The 13,104-nt window shown below is 71.2% G+C and carries 13 protein-coding genes; 6 read left to right on the top strand and 7 right to left on the bottom strand.

Annotated features, from left to right (window positions below; genetic code table 11):
* Window positions 1-18: 18 nt before the first annotated feature.
* Entirely contained in the window at window positions 19-1,983 is a 1,965-nt protein-coding gene (locus ACWCPI_RS21845) for a VMAP-C domain-containing protein (RefSeq protein WP_451039665.1), read from the bottom strand.
* 2 nt (window positions 1,984-1,985) lie between these two features.
* On the bottom strand, window positions 1,986-2,390 hold the full coding sequence (locus tag ACWCPI_RS21840; RefSeq protein ID WP_451039664.1) for a CU044_2847 family protein: 405 nt from the start codon (window positions 2,388-2,390) through the stop codon (window positions 1,986-1,988).
* Window positions 2,391-2,577: 187 nt separating this feature from the next.
* Here ACWCPI_RS21840 and ACWCPI_RS21835 point away from each other — a divergent pair, with 187 nt between their 5' ends.
* Window positions 2,578-2,760, top strand: a complete 183-nt coding sequence (locus tag ACWCPI_RS21835) for a DUF6104 family protein (protein WP_388801758.1) — start codon at window positions 2,578-2,580, stop codon at window positions 2,758-2,760.
* A gap of 404 nt (window positions 2,761-3,164) precedes the next feature.
* Here the strand turns inward: ACWCPI_RS21835 and ACWCPI_RS21830 are convergent, their stop codons facing one another.
* Window positions 3,165-4,007 carry a hypothetical protein gene (locus ACWCPI_RS21830; RefSeq protein ID WP_451039663.1) on the bottom strand — a complete coding sequence of 281 codons (843 nt, stop codon included), beginning with the start codon at window positions 4,005-4,007 and terminating at the stop codon, window positions 3,165-3,167.
* Window positions 4,008-4,179: 172 nt separating this feature from the next.
* Here ACWCPI_RS21830 and ACWCPI_RS21825 point away from each other — a divergent pair, with 172 nt between their 5' ends.
* Window positions 4,180-5,169, top strand: coding sequence for a DUF4097 family beta strand repeat-containing protein (locus ACWCPI_RS21825; protein ID WP_451039662.1), 990 nt, complete (start codon window positions 4,180-4,182; stop codon window positions 5,167-5,169).
* Window position 5,170: 1 nt separating this feature from the next.
* Window positions 5,171-6,220, top strand: a complete 1,050-nt coding sequence (locus tag ACWCPI_RS21820) for a helix-turn-helix transcriptional regulator (protein WP_451039661.1) — start codon at window positions 5,171-5,173, stop codon at window positions 6,218-6,220.
* Window positions 6,221-6,324: 104 nt separating this feature from the next.
* Here ACWCPI_RS21820 and ACWCPI_RS21815 read toward each other — a convergent pair whose 3' ends face one another.
* From ACWCPI_RS21815 to ACWCPI_RS21800, 4 genes are all read right to left on the bottom strand, one after another.
* Window positions 6,325-6,888, bottom strand: coding sequence for a Clp protease N-terminal domain-containing protein (locus ACWCPI_RS21815; RefSeq protein ID WP_451039660.1), 564 nt, complete (start codon window positions 6,886-6,888; stop codon window positions 6,325-6,327).
* Entirely contained in the window at window positions 6,888-7,097 is a 210-nt protein-coding gene (locus tag ACWCPI_RS21810; protein ID WP_003997975.1) for a helix-turn-helix domain-containing protein, read from the bottom strand. The genes ACWCPI_RS21815 and ACWCPI_RS21810 overlap by 1 nt, the downstream gene beginning before the upstream one ends.
* Window positions 7,098-7,320: 223 nt before the next feature.
* On the bottom strand, window positions 7,321-8,283 hold the full coding sequence (locus ACWCPI_RS21805; RefSeq protein WP_451039659.1) for a zinc-binding dehydrogenase: 963 nt from the start codon (window positions 8,281-8,283) through the stop codon (window positions 7,321-7,323).
* A gap of 215 nt (window positions 8,284-8,498) precedes the next feature.
* A complete protein-coding gene (locus tag ACWCPI_RS21800) occupies window positions 8,499-9,722 on the bottom strand; it encodes an NAD(P)-dependent malic enzyme (protein WP_388801775.1) in 1,224 nt (407 codons plus the stop codon).
* A gap of 653 nt (window positions 9,723-10,375) precedes the next feature.
* On the opposite strand from ACWCPI_RS21800, the gene ACWCPI_RS21795 reads away from it, so the two are divergent.
* The 3 genes from ACWCPI_RS21795 to ACWCPI_RS21785 are packed head-to-tail and all read left to right on the top strand — an operon-like array spanning window position 10,376 to window position 13,093.
* The gene (locus tag ACWCPI_RS21795; protein ID WP_451039658.1) at window positions 10,376-11,341 is read left to right on the top strand and encodes an ABC transporter substrate-binding protein; all 966 of its coding nucleotides are present in this window, start codon (window positions 10,376-10,378) and stop codon (window positions 11,339-11,341) included.
* 31 nt (window positions 11,342-11,372) lie between these two features.
* Window positions 11,373-12,335, top strand: coding sequence for an amino acid ABC transporter permease (locus tag ACWCPI_RS21790; protein ID WP_451039657.1), 963 nt, complete (start codon window positions 11,373-11,375; stop codon window positions 12,333-12,335).
* Window positions 12,332-13,093 (top strand): amino acid ABC transporter ATP-binding protein, encoded by a 762-nt coding sequence (locus tag ACWCPI_RS21785; protein WP_451039656.1) that lies wholly within the window; start codon window positions 12,332-12,334, stop codon window positions 13,091-13,093. Before ACWCPI_RS21790 ends, ACWCPI_RS21785 begins: the two co-directional genes overlap by 4 nt.
* Window positions 13,094-13,104: the final 11 nt, after the last annotated feature.

Below are 13,104 nucleotides of genomic sequence, written 5' to 3'. Positions count from 1 at the left end.
CGGGCTGTGGGCGGCGGATCAGGGCGAGTTCAGGGGCTCGTCGCAACGCGGGAGGGGGCGATGCGGATCGTCGTAGAGCAGGGCGAGGGGTTCGGCCCACTCGGCTTCCTCGTCGTATTCGCCCATGCGTTCGCGCAGCCGACGCAGGGCCTCGGGGAGCGCCACGGCGTGACCGGTGCGGCGCAGCAGCTTGGCGGCGTGCCCGTGCAGTTCGTCGCAGTGCTGTCCGCATCCGTAGGTGTGCTGGACGCCGCGGGCCCACAGGGCGAGGCCGTAGCCGGTGCCGATCGCCTCCTCCAGCGCCTCGCGGCTCTCGGCGGCGGTACGGCACAGTACGGGCACGGCAGGGCCGGGGGCCGCCTCCAGTGTGCCGCGCACGGATGAGGGCAGGCTCAGCGGCAGGGCCTCCAGGCCCCCTTCGGCCAGGGCCTGCCAGCGCCGCGACCATGCTTCGGCGGCGCTGTCGCGGGTGGGGCCCAGGCAGCGGAGCACGACTTGCCGGTGCACGCCGAGGGGGCGCTCGGCGGGGTGCAGACGGTAGCTGCGCACGGCGGTCCTGGGTCGCCAGAAGTCGACGTCCATGTCGAAGTGCTCGACGGGCAGGGCGATTTCGAGCCGGGCGCGGCGTCGGTGGGCGTCGAGCAGCTCGAACGCCTTGGCCAGGGGCACCCTCAGCTCGTCCTCCAGCGCCGTCAGCGGTACGCCCTCCATGCCGTCCGACTCAGCCCAGGACCTGGCCGTCCCGGGGCCGCCGGGCCAGATCCAGACCTGCCAGTGGAACCGGTCGGCGGGGCGGAAGGCATCGGGCTCCAGCACGACGGTCACCACCGGCTGCTGCCCGTCGTCACTGTGGGCCCGAGGCGCCGGTGCCGTCGCGGTCCCCTGCGGCCGGCCGCCCGACAGCTTGTCCTTGAGCAGACCCCGCTCGCCGTCCGGCAGGGCCTCCACGCGCTCGCGCAGCCAGTCCTCCAGGGCGGCGACGGGGGCCGGGCAGTCCTGGGCGCACCACTGGGCGACCAGGGTCAGATAGTGCAGGAAGGCGAGGTCGGCACGCTCGCTGCGGTCGTACAGCCAGCCGTGGCCGTCACGCCAGTCGCGCGGCGGTGGCGCCCCCCGCCAGTGGGGCTCGACGTCGAGAACGACCTTGATGAGCCGGTGCAGGGTGTCCACTCCGTCCGGCAACGGCAGGTCGGCCAGCAGCGCGCAGGCCGCCGCGCCGTCGGACGGGCTCCACACGCGCGCGTGCGGCGCGGCCATCCGCTCCTGTGCGGCGACCCAGCAGGTGCGGCGGGTCGTGCGGTCCCGGAGGCGGTGATCGTGCCACTGGTCGTGGGCGCGGATGAGGGCGTGGTACGGGTCGGGGCCCAGTGTGTCCTCGCCGTCCAGGGCGATGGCCTCCCGGAAGCCGCGCAGGGCGGTGGCGGCGACGGCGAGGCCGCCGTCGCGGCCCCTGCGGCGGGCCTTGACGACTCCGGCGACGACCCCGTGCAGCCGGTCCAGGACGGGGCCGCCGGAGGCGCCGTGCGGTATCTCGGTCTGTGGGCCCAGGGTGACGCCGTAGTCGCCGTCGGTGCCGCTGACCTGGCAGCGGCCGCTCCACGTCTCGGGGCCGCCGGAGCGGACGCGCCAGCCGAACGCGGTGATCTCGTGCGGCCGGTCGTAGCGGTCGCTGAGCCGTACGCAGGCGTGCGGCATGTCGTCGAGCAGCCGGAGCAGGACGAGGTCCTGGTCGGGGTCCACGCGCGAGCCCAGCCAGTAGGCGGGACGGGCGCGGGCCGCGCCGTGCTCGCCGGAGATCCGCAGCGGGCCCGTGCGCTCGCCGTCCGCGCCGTCGCCTTCGCCGTCGCCGAGGCGCAGGACGTGGGCGCAGCTGACCACCCAGCCGGGCGCGACGAAGAAGCCGCTGCCCCACAGCACGTCGGGGTCGTCCGCCGGCCCCAGGCGGACGGTGGCCGAGCGCGTCAGGTCTTCCAGTTCGGACACGGTCAGGCCCCGCCGGCCGCGCCTTCTCCGCTCGCCGCACGGTCCACGGCCTCTTGTAGGGCACGTCCGTTCAGGTGCCAGGTCAGTGTCACGGAGATCGCCGCCTTCGCCTCGCCGTCCGCGAGGAGGGCCACGGCCTTGCCGGGCTTGGCCGCGAGTTCGACTCCGAAGGTCGCGCTGATCTCGTCCGGCGCGGCGGCCCGGCCGGCGGTGAGGACGGCGTTGCCGACGCCCGTGACGAGTTCGTTCAGCTGGTCGACCCGGGCGGCGAGCTGGTCGAGGGCGCCGACGTCGTCGTAGGCGAACTCGTCCTCGCCCCCGGGGATCTCGTCGGCCTTGAGGACTGCGACCCGGGCGAGCACCGTCTGCCCTCCGGGCAGCTCGATCTCCTGGATCCTCCGCTCCATGGCTCCCCCGCACTCCGGGACAACTCCCCTGTGTCCCTGACCGGTCGGCGCTTTCGCCGCGCCTGCGGACATTGTGCCGCGCACGCGCGCGCGGCGTGCGGAAACCAGCGGTACGGCCGGGGTTCGGGGCCGCATAACCTGGAGGTGTAGGACCCGTGGCCGCAGGCCCAGCCCCAGGAGAGCATCCGTGTACTTCACCGACCGAGGCATCGAAGAACTGGAGAAGCGGCGCGGCGAGGAGGAGGTCACCTTCGAGTGGCTCGCCGAGCAGCTGCGCACCTTCGTCGATCTGAACCCGGACTTCGAGGTACCGGTGGAGCGCCTGGCGACCTGGCTGGCCCGGCTGGACGACGAGGACGACGACATCTAGGAGCCCGACGGCTCCCGCCGGCCGTCGACGCGGGGTGGACCGGTCGGCGGCCACCTCGTGCGCTCTTGTGGGGGCGCTCCGTGTAGGGAGCGCCGGTGTCGGGGGCCTTGGCGTACGAGGGCTGGTGTCGCGTGGGCCTGGCAGCACGTGGCCTGGCCGCACGCGGGTCCGGCGGGGGCCGGAGCGCCTCGACGCTTGACCCCGGGGGCTTGGCCTGCGGGGGTACGCGTCCCGGGGAGATGCTCCCGTTCCGCAGTTCTCATGGGGCCGGACCCGCACGGGTCGTACGCCCGCCTGCGCGACCGTCGCCCGCACCGCCCGTGGGGGCGACACCGCCCGCTGGGCGCCGAGAGCGCCGCCGAGAGCGCCGGCCGCGTCCACCCGCGCGGGAACCCACCCGCCCCTCAGTCCAGCGGCCGCACCGCCTCGTACGCCAGCCCCAGCACCCCGTGCGCCAGCAGCACCGCGCCCGCCGCCACCCAGCCCCCGCTGCGACGCCGCAGGCCCCACGCCGTGAGGGGCAGGCCGGCCGTGATCTGGGTCAGGGCGAGGGTGTGGGCTCGGGGGCCGCCCGCCCAGGGGAGCCAGGGGCCGAGGCGGCCGCCCTCGACGGCGTCGAGTTCCGCGCGGAGCGCATCGCGCCAGCCCGACGACTCGATCCGTACGTGCGGCCCGCCGCGGGCGGCCTCATGGAGGTTGTCGGCGCTTTCGCCGGGGGCGAGCCCCGCGGGCAGGGACATGCCCGCGCGTGTGAGGACGGCGATGAGGCCGCGTATACGGGCCCGCGCGTCGACCTGGGGGTCGGGGCGGGTCAGCCCGTCGAGGGACTGCATGTCCAGGACCGGATCGAGGCCCAGCCGGCCGGCGAAGGTGCGCATGGCCTCGTCCTCCCCGGCCGGGGTGCCGTCGGCGAGCCAGACGTAGCCGACGGGGCGGCGGAAGCCCGAGGCGAGGGTGAATCCGGCGCGGTCCGCGTCCCACCACAGGGCGAGGACGGGCCAGGGCGCGCCGACGGCGAGCGCGGTGGCCCAGCCGGTGAGGACGCGGTCGACCGGCTCGTCGCCCTCCAGCCAGGGCCTGCCCTCCGGGACGAGCACACTCCACTCCCCGCCGGCCGACGCGAGCAGCATGTGCTCGCGCAGCAGATGGGCCGCGGCGGCGACGGACTCGGGCTCCGCGCGGCAGAGCAGCAGGGCCCCCGGCGCGGGGCGGGCCCGGCGAGCGGTCCGGGGCTCTTGCGTCGACATGGCACCACGCTAGGCCGGTTTGTCCACCTGGCGTGATTTGTGATCACCAGAACGAGTGCCTTGACTTTCCCGGGCCGCGATATATCGTGTTTTCCCTGAGACGCGATATGGCGCGTCGCGTCCCCAGATCCGGCCCGCGCGGCCGCGACCGGTCGTCCAGGAGGTCAGCACCATGTCCGAGTGGTCCGTGGCAGAGCCCAGGAAGCTCACCTTCGACGAGCCGGTGAGCGAGCTCCACGTACGCATCGTCAACGGAAAGGTGAACGTGGTGGGGACGGACGAGGGTTCCGCCCGCCTTGAGATCTCCGACATCGAGGGCCCGCCCCTGGTGGTGACCCAGGAGGGCGGCACACTGACGGTGGCGTACGAGGACCTGCCCTGGAAGGGCTTCCTCAAGTGGCTCGACCGCAAGGGCTGGCGCCGCAGCGCGGTGGTCTCCCTGGCGGTGCCTCCCACCACCCGCGTCGAGGTCGGTGTGGTCGGCGCCGGCGCGGTGGTCTCCGGGATCCGCGGCCCCTCCGTCGTCAAGGGCGTCACGGGCGACACGACACTCGTCCGGCTGTCCGGCCCGGTCCGCGCCGACACGGTCTCCGGGAACCTGGAGGCCCAGGCCGTCACCGGCGACCTCCGCTTCAACTCCGTCTCCGGTGATCTCACGGTCGTCGAGGGCTCCGGGTCCGCCGTGAAGGCCGATTCCGTGAGCGGCTCCATGATCGTCGACCTCGATCCGGAAGGCCCGACCGACGTCCGGCTGACCAGCGTCTCCGGCGAGATCGCCATCCGCCTGCCCGCCCCGGCGGACGCGGACGTGGAGGCCAACACCGCGAGCGGCACGATCTCCAACGCGTTCGAGGACCTGCGGGTCCACGGACAGTGGGGGGCCCACAAGGTCACCGGCCGCCTGGGCGCCGGCACCGGCAGGCTGCGGGCGACGACGGTCTCGGGCTCGATCGCACTGCTGCGCCGCCCGCCCGAGGAGGACGAGCCATGGGAAGCGGAGGCCTGGGACGAGCCCGAGCCGCCGAGTGCGCCGCCCACGGGCGTGACGACCGACCCGGTGGACAGCGCACAGGACGACTCGGGGGACAATTCCGTCTCCGGCCGGAGCGGCGGTCCCACCGACGCCCCGGCCGACGGCACGACCGACAAGAAGGTGCTCTGACATGCCCCCCGTCTTCGCTCACGGCCGCCTCCGCCTCTACCTGCTGAAGCTGCTGGACGAGGCCCCGCGCCACGGTTACGAGGTGATCCGCCTCCTCGAAGAGCGCTTCCAGGGGCTGTACGCACCGTCGGCGGGCACCGTCTACCCCCGTCTGGCCAAGCTGGAGGCCGAGGGGCTGGTCACCCACACCACCGAGGGCGGCCGCAAGGTCTACGCCATCACGGACTCCGGCCGGGCCGAACTGGCGGACCGAAGTGGCGAGTTGGCCGATCTGGAGCTGGAGATCAGGGAATCGGTCGCCGAACTCGCCGCCGAGATACAGGCCGATGTGCGCGGCGCGGCGGGTGACCTGCGGCGTGAGATGCGGGCCGCGGCCTCCGAGGCCCGCCAGGGTTCCGACGCCAAGGGGGAGCGGGCGTTCGGTGACTTCACGGAGTACACCGACAAGGAGGCGTGGCGCGCCGCGAAGGAGGAGATGCGCCGGGCCAAACAGGAGTGGAAGGAGCAGGCCCGACGCGCCAAGGACGAGAGCCGCCGTGCCCGCGAGGAGGCACAGCGCGCCCGGCGCCAGGCCAAGGAGGCACAGGACCGCGCCCGGACCCAGGCCCAGGAGGAGGTGCAGCGCATCGCCCGCCGGGTCCAGGAGCACGTACAGGACCACTTCGCGCGCGGTGACTGGCCGACGGGTGTCCGGGAGGGCCTGACGGAACTGGCCAAGGAGTTCGGTGAATTCGGGATGGACCTGGGCAAGGAGTTCGGCAGGGACTTCGGCTTCGGCCGCCCGGGCGAACCCAGGTCCGCGCACCAGCGCCCCGACTACTCCGAGACACCGGAGGACTTCCCCGCCGGCTACGAGCCCGCCTGGGCCCATGAGCCGCCGACCGACGACCCGGCCCGCGACCTGGACCGCCTGCTCGACCGCTTCCGCGACGACATCCGGGACGCGGCGAGGGACCACGGTGTGACGCCGGACCAGCTCCGGGACGCCCGGGGCCACTTGTCGACGGCGGCGGCGCACATCGGCGCCCTGCTGCGCACCCCGAAACCGTGACCCGCCCCCCGGGCGGTACGGCAGCCGTCGCGGCCGTACCGTCCGGAGGCCGAAGCAGACCGTGGCGGCCTCGGCGCCGCTCCCCCGGTGACGACGCCCGACCGTCAGCCGGCCTTGGACTCCCCCTCCCCGTGCAGCACCCGCACGAGCGCCTCGTACGTCATCCCGTGATCGGCGAGCACTTCGGCGGGGACACCGGGCCGCGCGGTCAGGGACAGCAGGATGTGCTCGTCCCCGATCTGCCGGTCCCGGCGGGCGACGGCGATACGCAGCGCCCCTTCAAGGACCTCCTTGGCGGCACGGCTGAAAGACCGGTGCCCGGACCACCATCCCTTGTCCTTCCGGTCCCCGGACATCGCACCGACCCCGTGAACCTCCTCCACCCGGGCGACGATCTCCGTCACATCGATCCCCAGCCCTGCCAGCGCCTCGGCTTCGGCCTGCGACAGTCCGGCCCGCCGCCGCGCCTCCCCCAGCGCCCGCCGCACCGACTCCAGCCACTCCCCGCCCCCGAGCACGGCGAGCGCGTACGAGGCCCGGCTGCCCTCGCGGTCGAGCAGGGCGAGCAGCAGGTGCTCGGCGCCCACGGTTCGCGCCCCGCCCCGCTCCGCCTGCTCGACGGCACCCGTGACCACCGCACGGGCATCCTTCGTGAACCGCTCGAACATCAACGCCTCCCGTACTTCTTGTGCACGGCCTGCCTGCTGACACCGAGTTCCGCGGCGATCTCCTGCCACGACCACCCTTGATTGCGCGCACTGCGCACCTGCACGGCCTCCAGCTGCTCCAGCAGCCGGCGCAACGCCGCGACGGCCCGCAGCCCGACGCGTGGATCGCGATCACCGGCGCGCTCGGCGAGATCTGTTGCTTCGGTCATGATGTCAACCTACATTGACACGCCCGGGTGCGTCAACCTTAATTGACAGAAGGCAGGCAGAGAAGGCGCCAGACATCCGGGGCCGGACACCGGCACCGGCAGCGGCAGCGGCAGCCAAGCGGACGGCAGACGGACAGGCGAACGGCGGACGCGGACGGACAAGCGAACGGCGGGCCCGGGGCACAAGCCCGGACCCGCCGCACATGCCGAAGGAGGGGAACCGTCAGTTGGTGAGCACGATCTTCCCGAACAGCTCTCCCGTCTCCATCCGCTCGAAGCCCTCACGAGCCCGGTCCAGGGGGAGCAGATCGTCGATCACGGGCCGCACACCCGTGGCGGCGCAGAAGGCGAGCAGATCCTCCAGCTCGTCCTTCGTCCCCATCGTGGAGCCGACGACCTTCAGTTCCAGGAAGAAGATCCGCGTGAGCTCGGCGTGCGAGGGCCGGTCGCCACTCGTGGCACCGGAGATGACCAGCGTGCCCCCCGGCTTGAGCGACTTCACCGAGTGCGACCAGGTGGCCGCGCCGACGGTCTCGATCACGGCGTCGACCCGTTCCGGCAGCCGCGCCCCCGGCTCGACGGCCTCCACGGCGCCCAGCTCGACGGCGCGCTTGCGCTTGGCCTCGTCGCGGCTGGTGGCGAAGACACGCAGGCCCGCGGCCTTCCCGAGCGCGATGGCGGCGGTGGCGACGCCACCCCCGGCCCCCTGCACGAGCACGGAGTCACCGGGCCGCACCCCGGCGTTGGTGAACAGCATCCGGTAGGCCGTCAGCCAGGCGGTCGGCAGACAGGCGGCCTCCGCGAAGGACAGCTCCTTGGGCTTGGGCAGGATGTTCCAGGTCGGCACCGCGACCTGCTCCGCGAACGTGCCCTGGTACCGCTCGGTGAGGATGGACCGGGGCTCCTTGGGCCCCACCCCGTGCCCGCTCTGACCGATCACGGAGTGCAGGACGACCTCGTTGCCGTCCTCGTCGACACCGGCGGCGTCACAGCCGAGGATCATCGGCAGCCGGTCCTCCGGGAGGCCGACGCCTCGCAGGGACCAGAGATCGTGGTGGTTGAGGGAGGCGGCCTTGACGTTGACCGTGCTCCAGCCGGGACGGGCCTCAGGGGCCGGGCGCTCCCCCGACTCCAGTCCGGAGAGCGGCTGGTCGCGGTCGATTCGGGCGGCGTAGACAGCGAACATGACCTTGACGATAGGGGCCCGCGACGGCCGACGGAACCGCGGCGCCTTGTGAGACACACCCTCTTGCCAGGGGGCCCGCCGGGCCTCCGTCGCCACCCCGCCGGCCCTCCGTCGCGCCCCCGGTGGGCCTTCGTCGCGCGCCTGGAGTCACCCCCGACAAGGAAAGGGCCCCGTCCACCCGGACGGGGCCCTCCCTCACAAGCCGCACCGCTGCTTCAGCGCCGGGCAACGCCCTCCGCCCGAGCGGCGGCGGCCACGGCGGCGGTGACCGCGGGGGCCACCCGCTCGTCGAACGGCGACGGGATCACGTAGTCGGCGGCGAGATCGTCACCCACGACGCCCGCCAGCGCCTCCGCGGCGGCGATCTTCATGCCCTCGGTGATCCGGGACGCCCGCACCTGGAGCGCACCCGCGAAGATGCCGGGGAACGCCAGCACGTTGTTGATCTGGTTCGGGAAGTCCGACCGGCCGGTGGCCACGACGGCCGCGTACTTGTGCGCGACGTCGGGGTGCACCTCGGGGTTCGGGTTGGCCATGGCGAAGACGAACGCGCCCTCGGCCATGGAGGCGACCGCCTCCTCCGGCACCGTACCGCCGGAGACACCGATGAAGACGTCGGCGCCCGCCAGCGCCTTCTCCAGCGATCCGGTGATGCCCGCCTTGTTCGTGAAGCCGGCCAGCTCGCGCTTGACCGACGTCAGGTCCTCCCGGTCGGCCGACACGACGCCCTTGCGGTCGGCCACCGCGACGTCCCCGATCCCGGCCTCGACGAGCATCTTGGCGATGGCGACGCCGGCGGCCCCGGCACCCGAGATGACGGCCCGCAGATCACCGAGCCCCTTCCCGGTCAGCCGCGCGGCGTTGCGCAGCGCGGCCAGCGTCACGACGGCGGTGCCGTGCTGGTCGTCGTGGAAGACCGGGATGTCCAGCCGCTCCTGGAGCTGCTTCTCGATCTCGAAGCAGCGCGGCGCCGAGATGTCCTCCAGGTTCACACCGCCGAAGGACGGCGCGAGCCGCACCACGGTCTCGACGATCTCGTCGACGCCGGTGCAGTCCAGCGCGATCGGGACCGCGTCGACGCCACCGAACTGCTTGAACAGAATCGCCTTGCCCTCCATCACCGGGAGGGAGGCCTCGGGGCCGATGTCCCCGAGCCCCAGCACGGCCGTACCGTCGGTCACGACGGCGACCACGGACGACTTCCACGTGTAGTCGTTGACGAGCTCCGGCTGCTCGGCGATCGCGCTGCACACCTTCGCGACGCCGGGCGTGTACGCCAGGGACAGGTCGTCCTTGTCACGGACCGGCACGGTGGCCTGCACGGCCATCTTGCCGCCGCGGTGCAATGCGAAAGCCGGATCGAAGGAATCGAGGGGTTCGACCCCGCCGTCCTGATCGGTATTGCTGCCGCTGCGAGGATTGACGATCTCCGCTGCCACTTTGTATGACCCCTTAGTGTTCATGGTTTGAGGGTGGGACCACTCCTGGTGAGAAGTGGGCGGGGACGCGTATGACCCTGCTCGTTGATACGTACGACGTACGACGTACGGCCCATACGCGACGGGCGCGCCGCACACGCGCCCTGAGCCCCGGATGAGGGGTGTAAAGAACCTTCTTACCGGACGGACGGCGCCGACGACGAGTCCAATTGGTGCAAGATCACATGACGGGCACGGAAACAACGGCGGCGACGACACGAATCGGACACGACCGGATGGTGGCACCGCTGTGATTCGTGGCTAAATAAGCGGACAATCAACACCAGAAGCCGTAAAGAACCCGAACAACAGCAAAGGTTGCGCACGACTGACCTGTGTGGCGTGATATGCCGAAGATCTTCCGGCCGGAAGCTCGGATTCCCGTAGAAGGTGCGGTCGTGATGTACCGACCTGAGGCATTTCGGGGGTCACCCGTTATCCGATTTTGACATGGCGGGCGCCCTGAATGGCTCAGTCCGAATGGCAAGATGCCGTAATCACACGAGGTCGCGACCCTCGAAGGCGCGTGCTCTCGTCGACCCACGACAGCGCCGAGCCCCTCGGTAGCTGTACGCCCCATCGGCAACTCCACCCATCCGCCGGAGGAACCCACCATGACCGCAAGCTCCACCCGCCGTACGTCCCCCGCGCGCTCAAGGGCAGCCGCGGTAGGTGCGATCGCGGTCGCAGGCGCCCTGCTGCTCACCGGCTGCGGCGACCAGACCAACGGCAACGGCAGCGAGGGCACCAAGGAGACGGGCAAGTCCAGCACGGCTCCCCTCTTCGACAAGCTGCCGAAGAAGATCCAGGACGCGGGCGTCATCAAGGCCGGCACGAACGCCGAGTACGCCCCGATGGAGTTCCAGGAGGGCGGCAAGATCGTCGGCGTCGACCCCGACATCGCCGCCGCGCTGGGCGAGAAGCTGGGTGTCGAGGTCCAGTTCACCTCCGGCTCCTTCGACGGCCTGATCACCGCCCTGAACTCCGGGCGCTACGACATCGCCATGTCCTCCATCACGGACAACAAGCAGCGCCAGGAGGGCCTGGACGACAAGGGCAAGAAGCTCGGCCCGGGCGTCGACTTCGTCGACTACTTCGTGGCCGGCACCGCCGTGTACGTCCAGAAGGGCAACCCGAAGAACATCAACTCGATCGAGGACCTCTGCGGTCAGACGGCCGCCGTGCAGCGCGGCACGACGTACGAGAAGGCGCTGCAGACCCAGTCGAAGACCTGCACGGACGACGGCAAGAAGAAGATCAACATCGAGTCGTTCGAGAACGACACCGAGGCCCAGACCCGTGTGAAGTCGGGCGGCGCGGTGGCCGGCGTCAACGACTACCCGGTGGCCGTGGACCTGGCCCGCAAGGCCGGTGGCGGCAACGACTTCGAGGTCGTCGGCGAGCAGGTCGACGCCGGTCCGTTCGGCATCGCGGTGAACAAGGACAACAAGGAGCTCACCGCGGCCCTCGAAGAGGCCGTCAACGCCATCATCGAGGACGGCACGTACAAGAAGATCCTCGAGAAGTGGGGCGCCGAGTCCGGCGCGATCGACAAGGCCGCGATCAACGGCGGCAAGTGACCGTCCCGAGCAAGACTGAAGGGCAGTCACAGTGACTGACAAGTTCGACAAGGAGCCGGCCGACGCGGAGCCGTCGGCCGCCGTCTCCAAGGGCGAGAGCCTTCCGCCCGAGGCGATCAAGGCCATTCCGGTACGGCACTACGGCCGCTGGGTCAGCGGTGTCGTCGTGCTGGCCCTGGTGGCGCTGCTCGTCAACGCCTTCGCCACCGCCGAGAAGATCCAGTGGAACGCGGTCGGCGAGTACATCTTCGACTCCACGGTTCTCGCGGGCGCCGGCCGCACCCTGCTGATCAGCGTCCTCGCGATGGTCATGGGCGTGGTGCTCGGCGTGATCCTGGCCGTGATGCGCCTGTCCAAGAACCCGGTGACGAGCTGGGTGGCCTGGGTCTACATCTGGTTCTTCCGCGGCACGCCGGTCTACGTCCAGCTGCTGCTGTGGTTCAACCTGGCGCTGATCTTCCCGATGCTGAATCTCGGTCCGATCTACAAGGACGAGATGGTCGACGTCATGACGCCGTTCATGGCCGCCCTGCTGGGCCTGGGCCTGAACGAGGCGGCGTACATGGCGGAGATCTGCCGCGCCGGTCTGATGGCCGTGGACGAGGGCCAGACCGAGGCTTCGCACGCGCTCGGCATGAGCCAGGGGAAGACGCTGCGCCGCATCGTGATCCCGCAGGCGATGCGGGTGATCGTGCCGCCCACGGGCAACGAGTTCATCAACATGCTGAAGACCTCGTCGCTGGTGTACGCGGTGACGTACAACGAACTGCTGCGCGCCACCTCCACGATCGGCTCCACGTCGTACGCCGTGATGGAGATGCTGTTCGTGGCGTGCATCTGGTACCTGGTCATGACCAGTGTGTTCAGCGTCTTCCAGTACTACCTGGAGCGCCATTACGCCCGCGGCTCGACCCGGAACCTGCCGCCGACTCCGTGGCAGAAGATCAAGGTCAACATGATGGCCTTCAGCCGCGAAAGGGGCAGTTCGGTATGACGGCCATGGTGAAGGCCGAGGGCGTCCACAAGTCCTTCGGCCCCGTACAGGTCCTCCAGGGCATCGACCTGGAGGTGCAGACCGGCGAGGTGTTCTGCCTCATCGGCCCCTCCGGCTCCGGCAAGTCGACGTTCCTGCGGTGCATCAACCACCTGGAGAAGATCAACGCCGGCCGGCTGTACGTCGACGGCGAGCTGGTCGGCTACCGCCAGAAGGGCGACAAGCTGTACGAGCTCAAGGACAGCGAGGTCGCGCGCCAGCGCCGGGACATCGGCATGGTGTTCCAGCGGTTCAACCTGTTCCCTCACATGACGGCGATGGAGAACGTCATGGAGGCGCCGATCCAGGTCAAGGGCGTGAGCAAGGCCCAGGCCAGGGATCGGGCGCGGGAGCTGCTGGACCGGGTCGGCCTGGCCGACAAGGCCGGCAACTACCCCTCGCAGCTGTCCGGTGGCCAGCAGCAGCGGGTGGCCATCGCCCGTGCGCTGGCGATGGACCCGAAGCTGATGCTCTTCGACGAGCCGACCTCGGCCCTGGACCCGGAGCTGGTCGGTGACGTCCTCGACGTCATGCGCGACCTCGCCGAGTCCGGCATGACGATGGTCGTCGTCACCCACGAGATGGGCTTCGCCCGCGAGGTCGGTGACAGCCTGGTCTTCATGGACGGCGGCGTGGTCGTCGAATCCGGCGACCCGCGCGAGGTCCTGACCAACCCGCAGCACGAGCGGACGCAGGCCTTCCTGTCCAAGGTGCTCTGACGGTACGACCC

This window comes from Streptomyces sp. NPDC001920 (assembly GCF_053594495.1).
The sequence above is the reverse complement of the archived record's forward strand: the minus strand, read 5'-3'. Positions and strand labels throughout refer to the sequence as shown.

Excerpts from the sequence above, each read along its gene's own strand:
- ACWCPI_RS21840 (WP_451039664.1), bottom strand. The coding sequence starts at position 2,390 with ATGGAGCGGAGGATCCAGGAGATCGAGCTGCCCGGAGGGCAGACGGTG.
- ACWCPI_RS21830 (WP_451039663.1), bottom strand. The coding sequence starts at position 4,007 with ATGTCGACGCAAGAGCCCCGGACCGCTCGCCGGGCCCGCCCCGCGCCG.
- ACWCPI_RS21825 (WP_451039662.1), top strand. The coding sequence starts at position 4,180 with ATGTCCGAGTGGTCCGTGGCAGAGCCCAGGAAGCTCACCTTCGACGAG.
- ACWCPI_RS21820 (WP_451039661.1), top strand. The coding sequence starts at position 5,171 with ATGCCCCCCGTCTTCGCTCACGGCCGCCTCCGCCTCTACCTGCTGAAG.
- ACWCPI_RS21815 (WP_451039660.1), bottom strand. The coding sequence starts at position 6,888 with ATGTTCGAGCGGTTCACGAAGGATGCCCGTGCGGTGGTCACGGGTGCC.
- ACWCPI_RS21810 (WP_003997975.1), bottom strand. The coding sequence starts at position 7,097 with ATGACCGAAGCAACAGATCTCGCCGAGCGCGCCGGTGATCGCGATCCA.
- ACWCPI_RS21805 (WP_451039659.1), bottom strand. The coding sequence starts at position 8,283 with ATGTTCGCTGTCTACGCCGCCCGAATCGACCGCGACCAGCCGCTCTCC.
- ACWCPI_RS21795 (WP_451039658.1), top strand. The coding sequence starts at position 10,376 with ATGACCGCAAGCTCCACCCGCCGTACGTCCCCCGCGCGCTCAAGGGCA.
- ACWCPI_RS21785 (WP_451039656.1), top strand. The coding sequence starts at position 12,332 with ATGACGGCCATGGTGAAGGCCGAGGGCGTCCACAAGTCCTTCGGCCCC.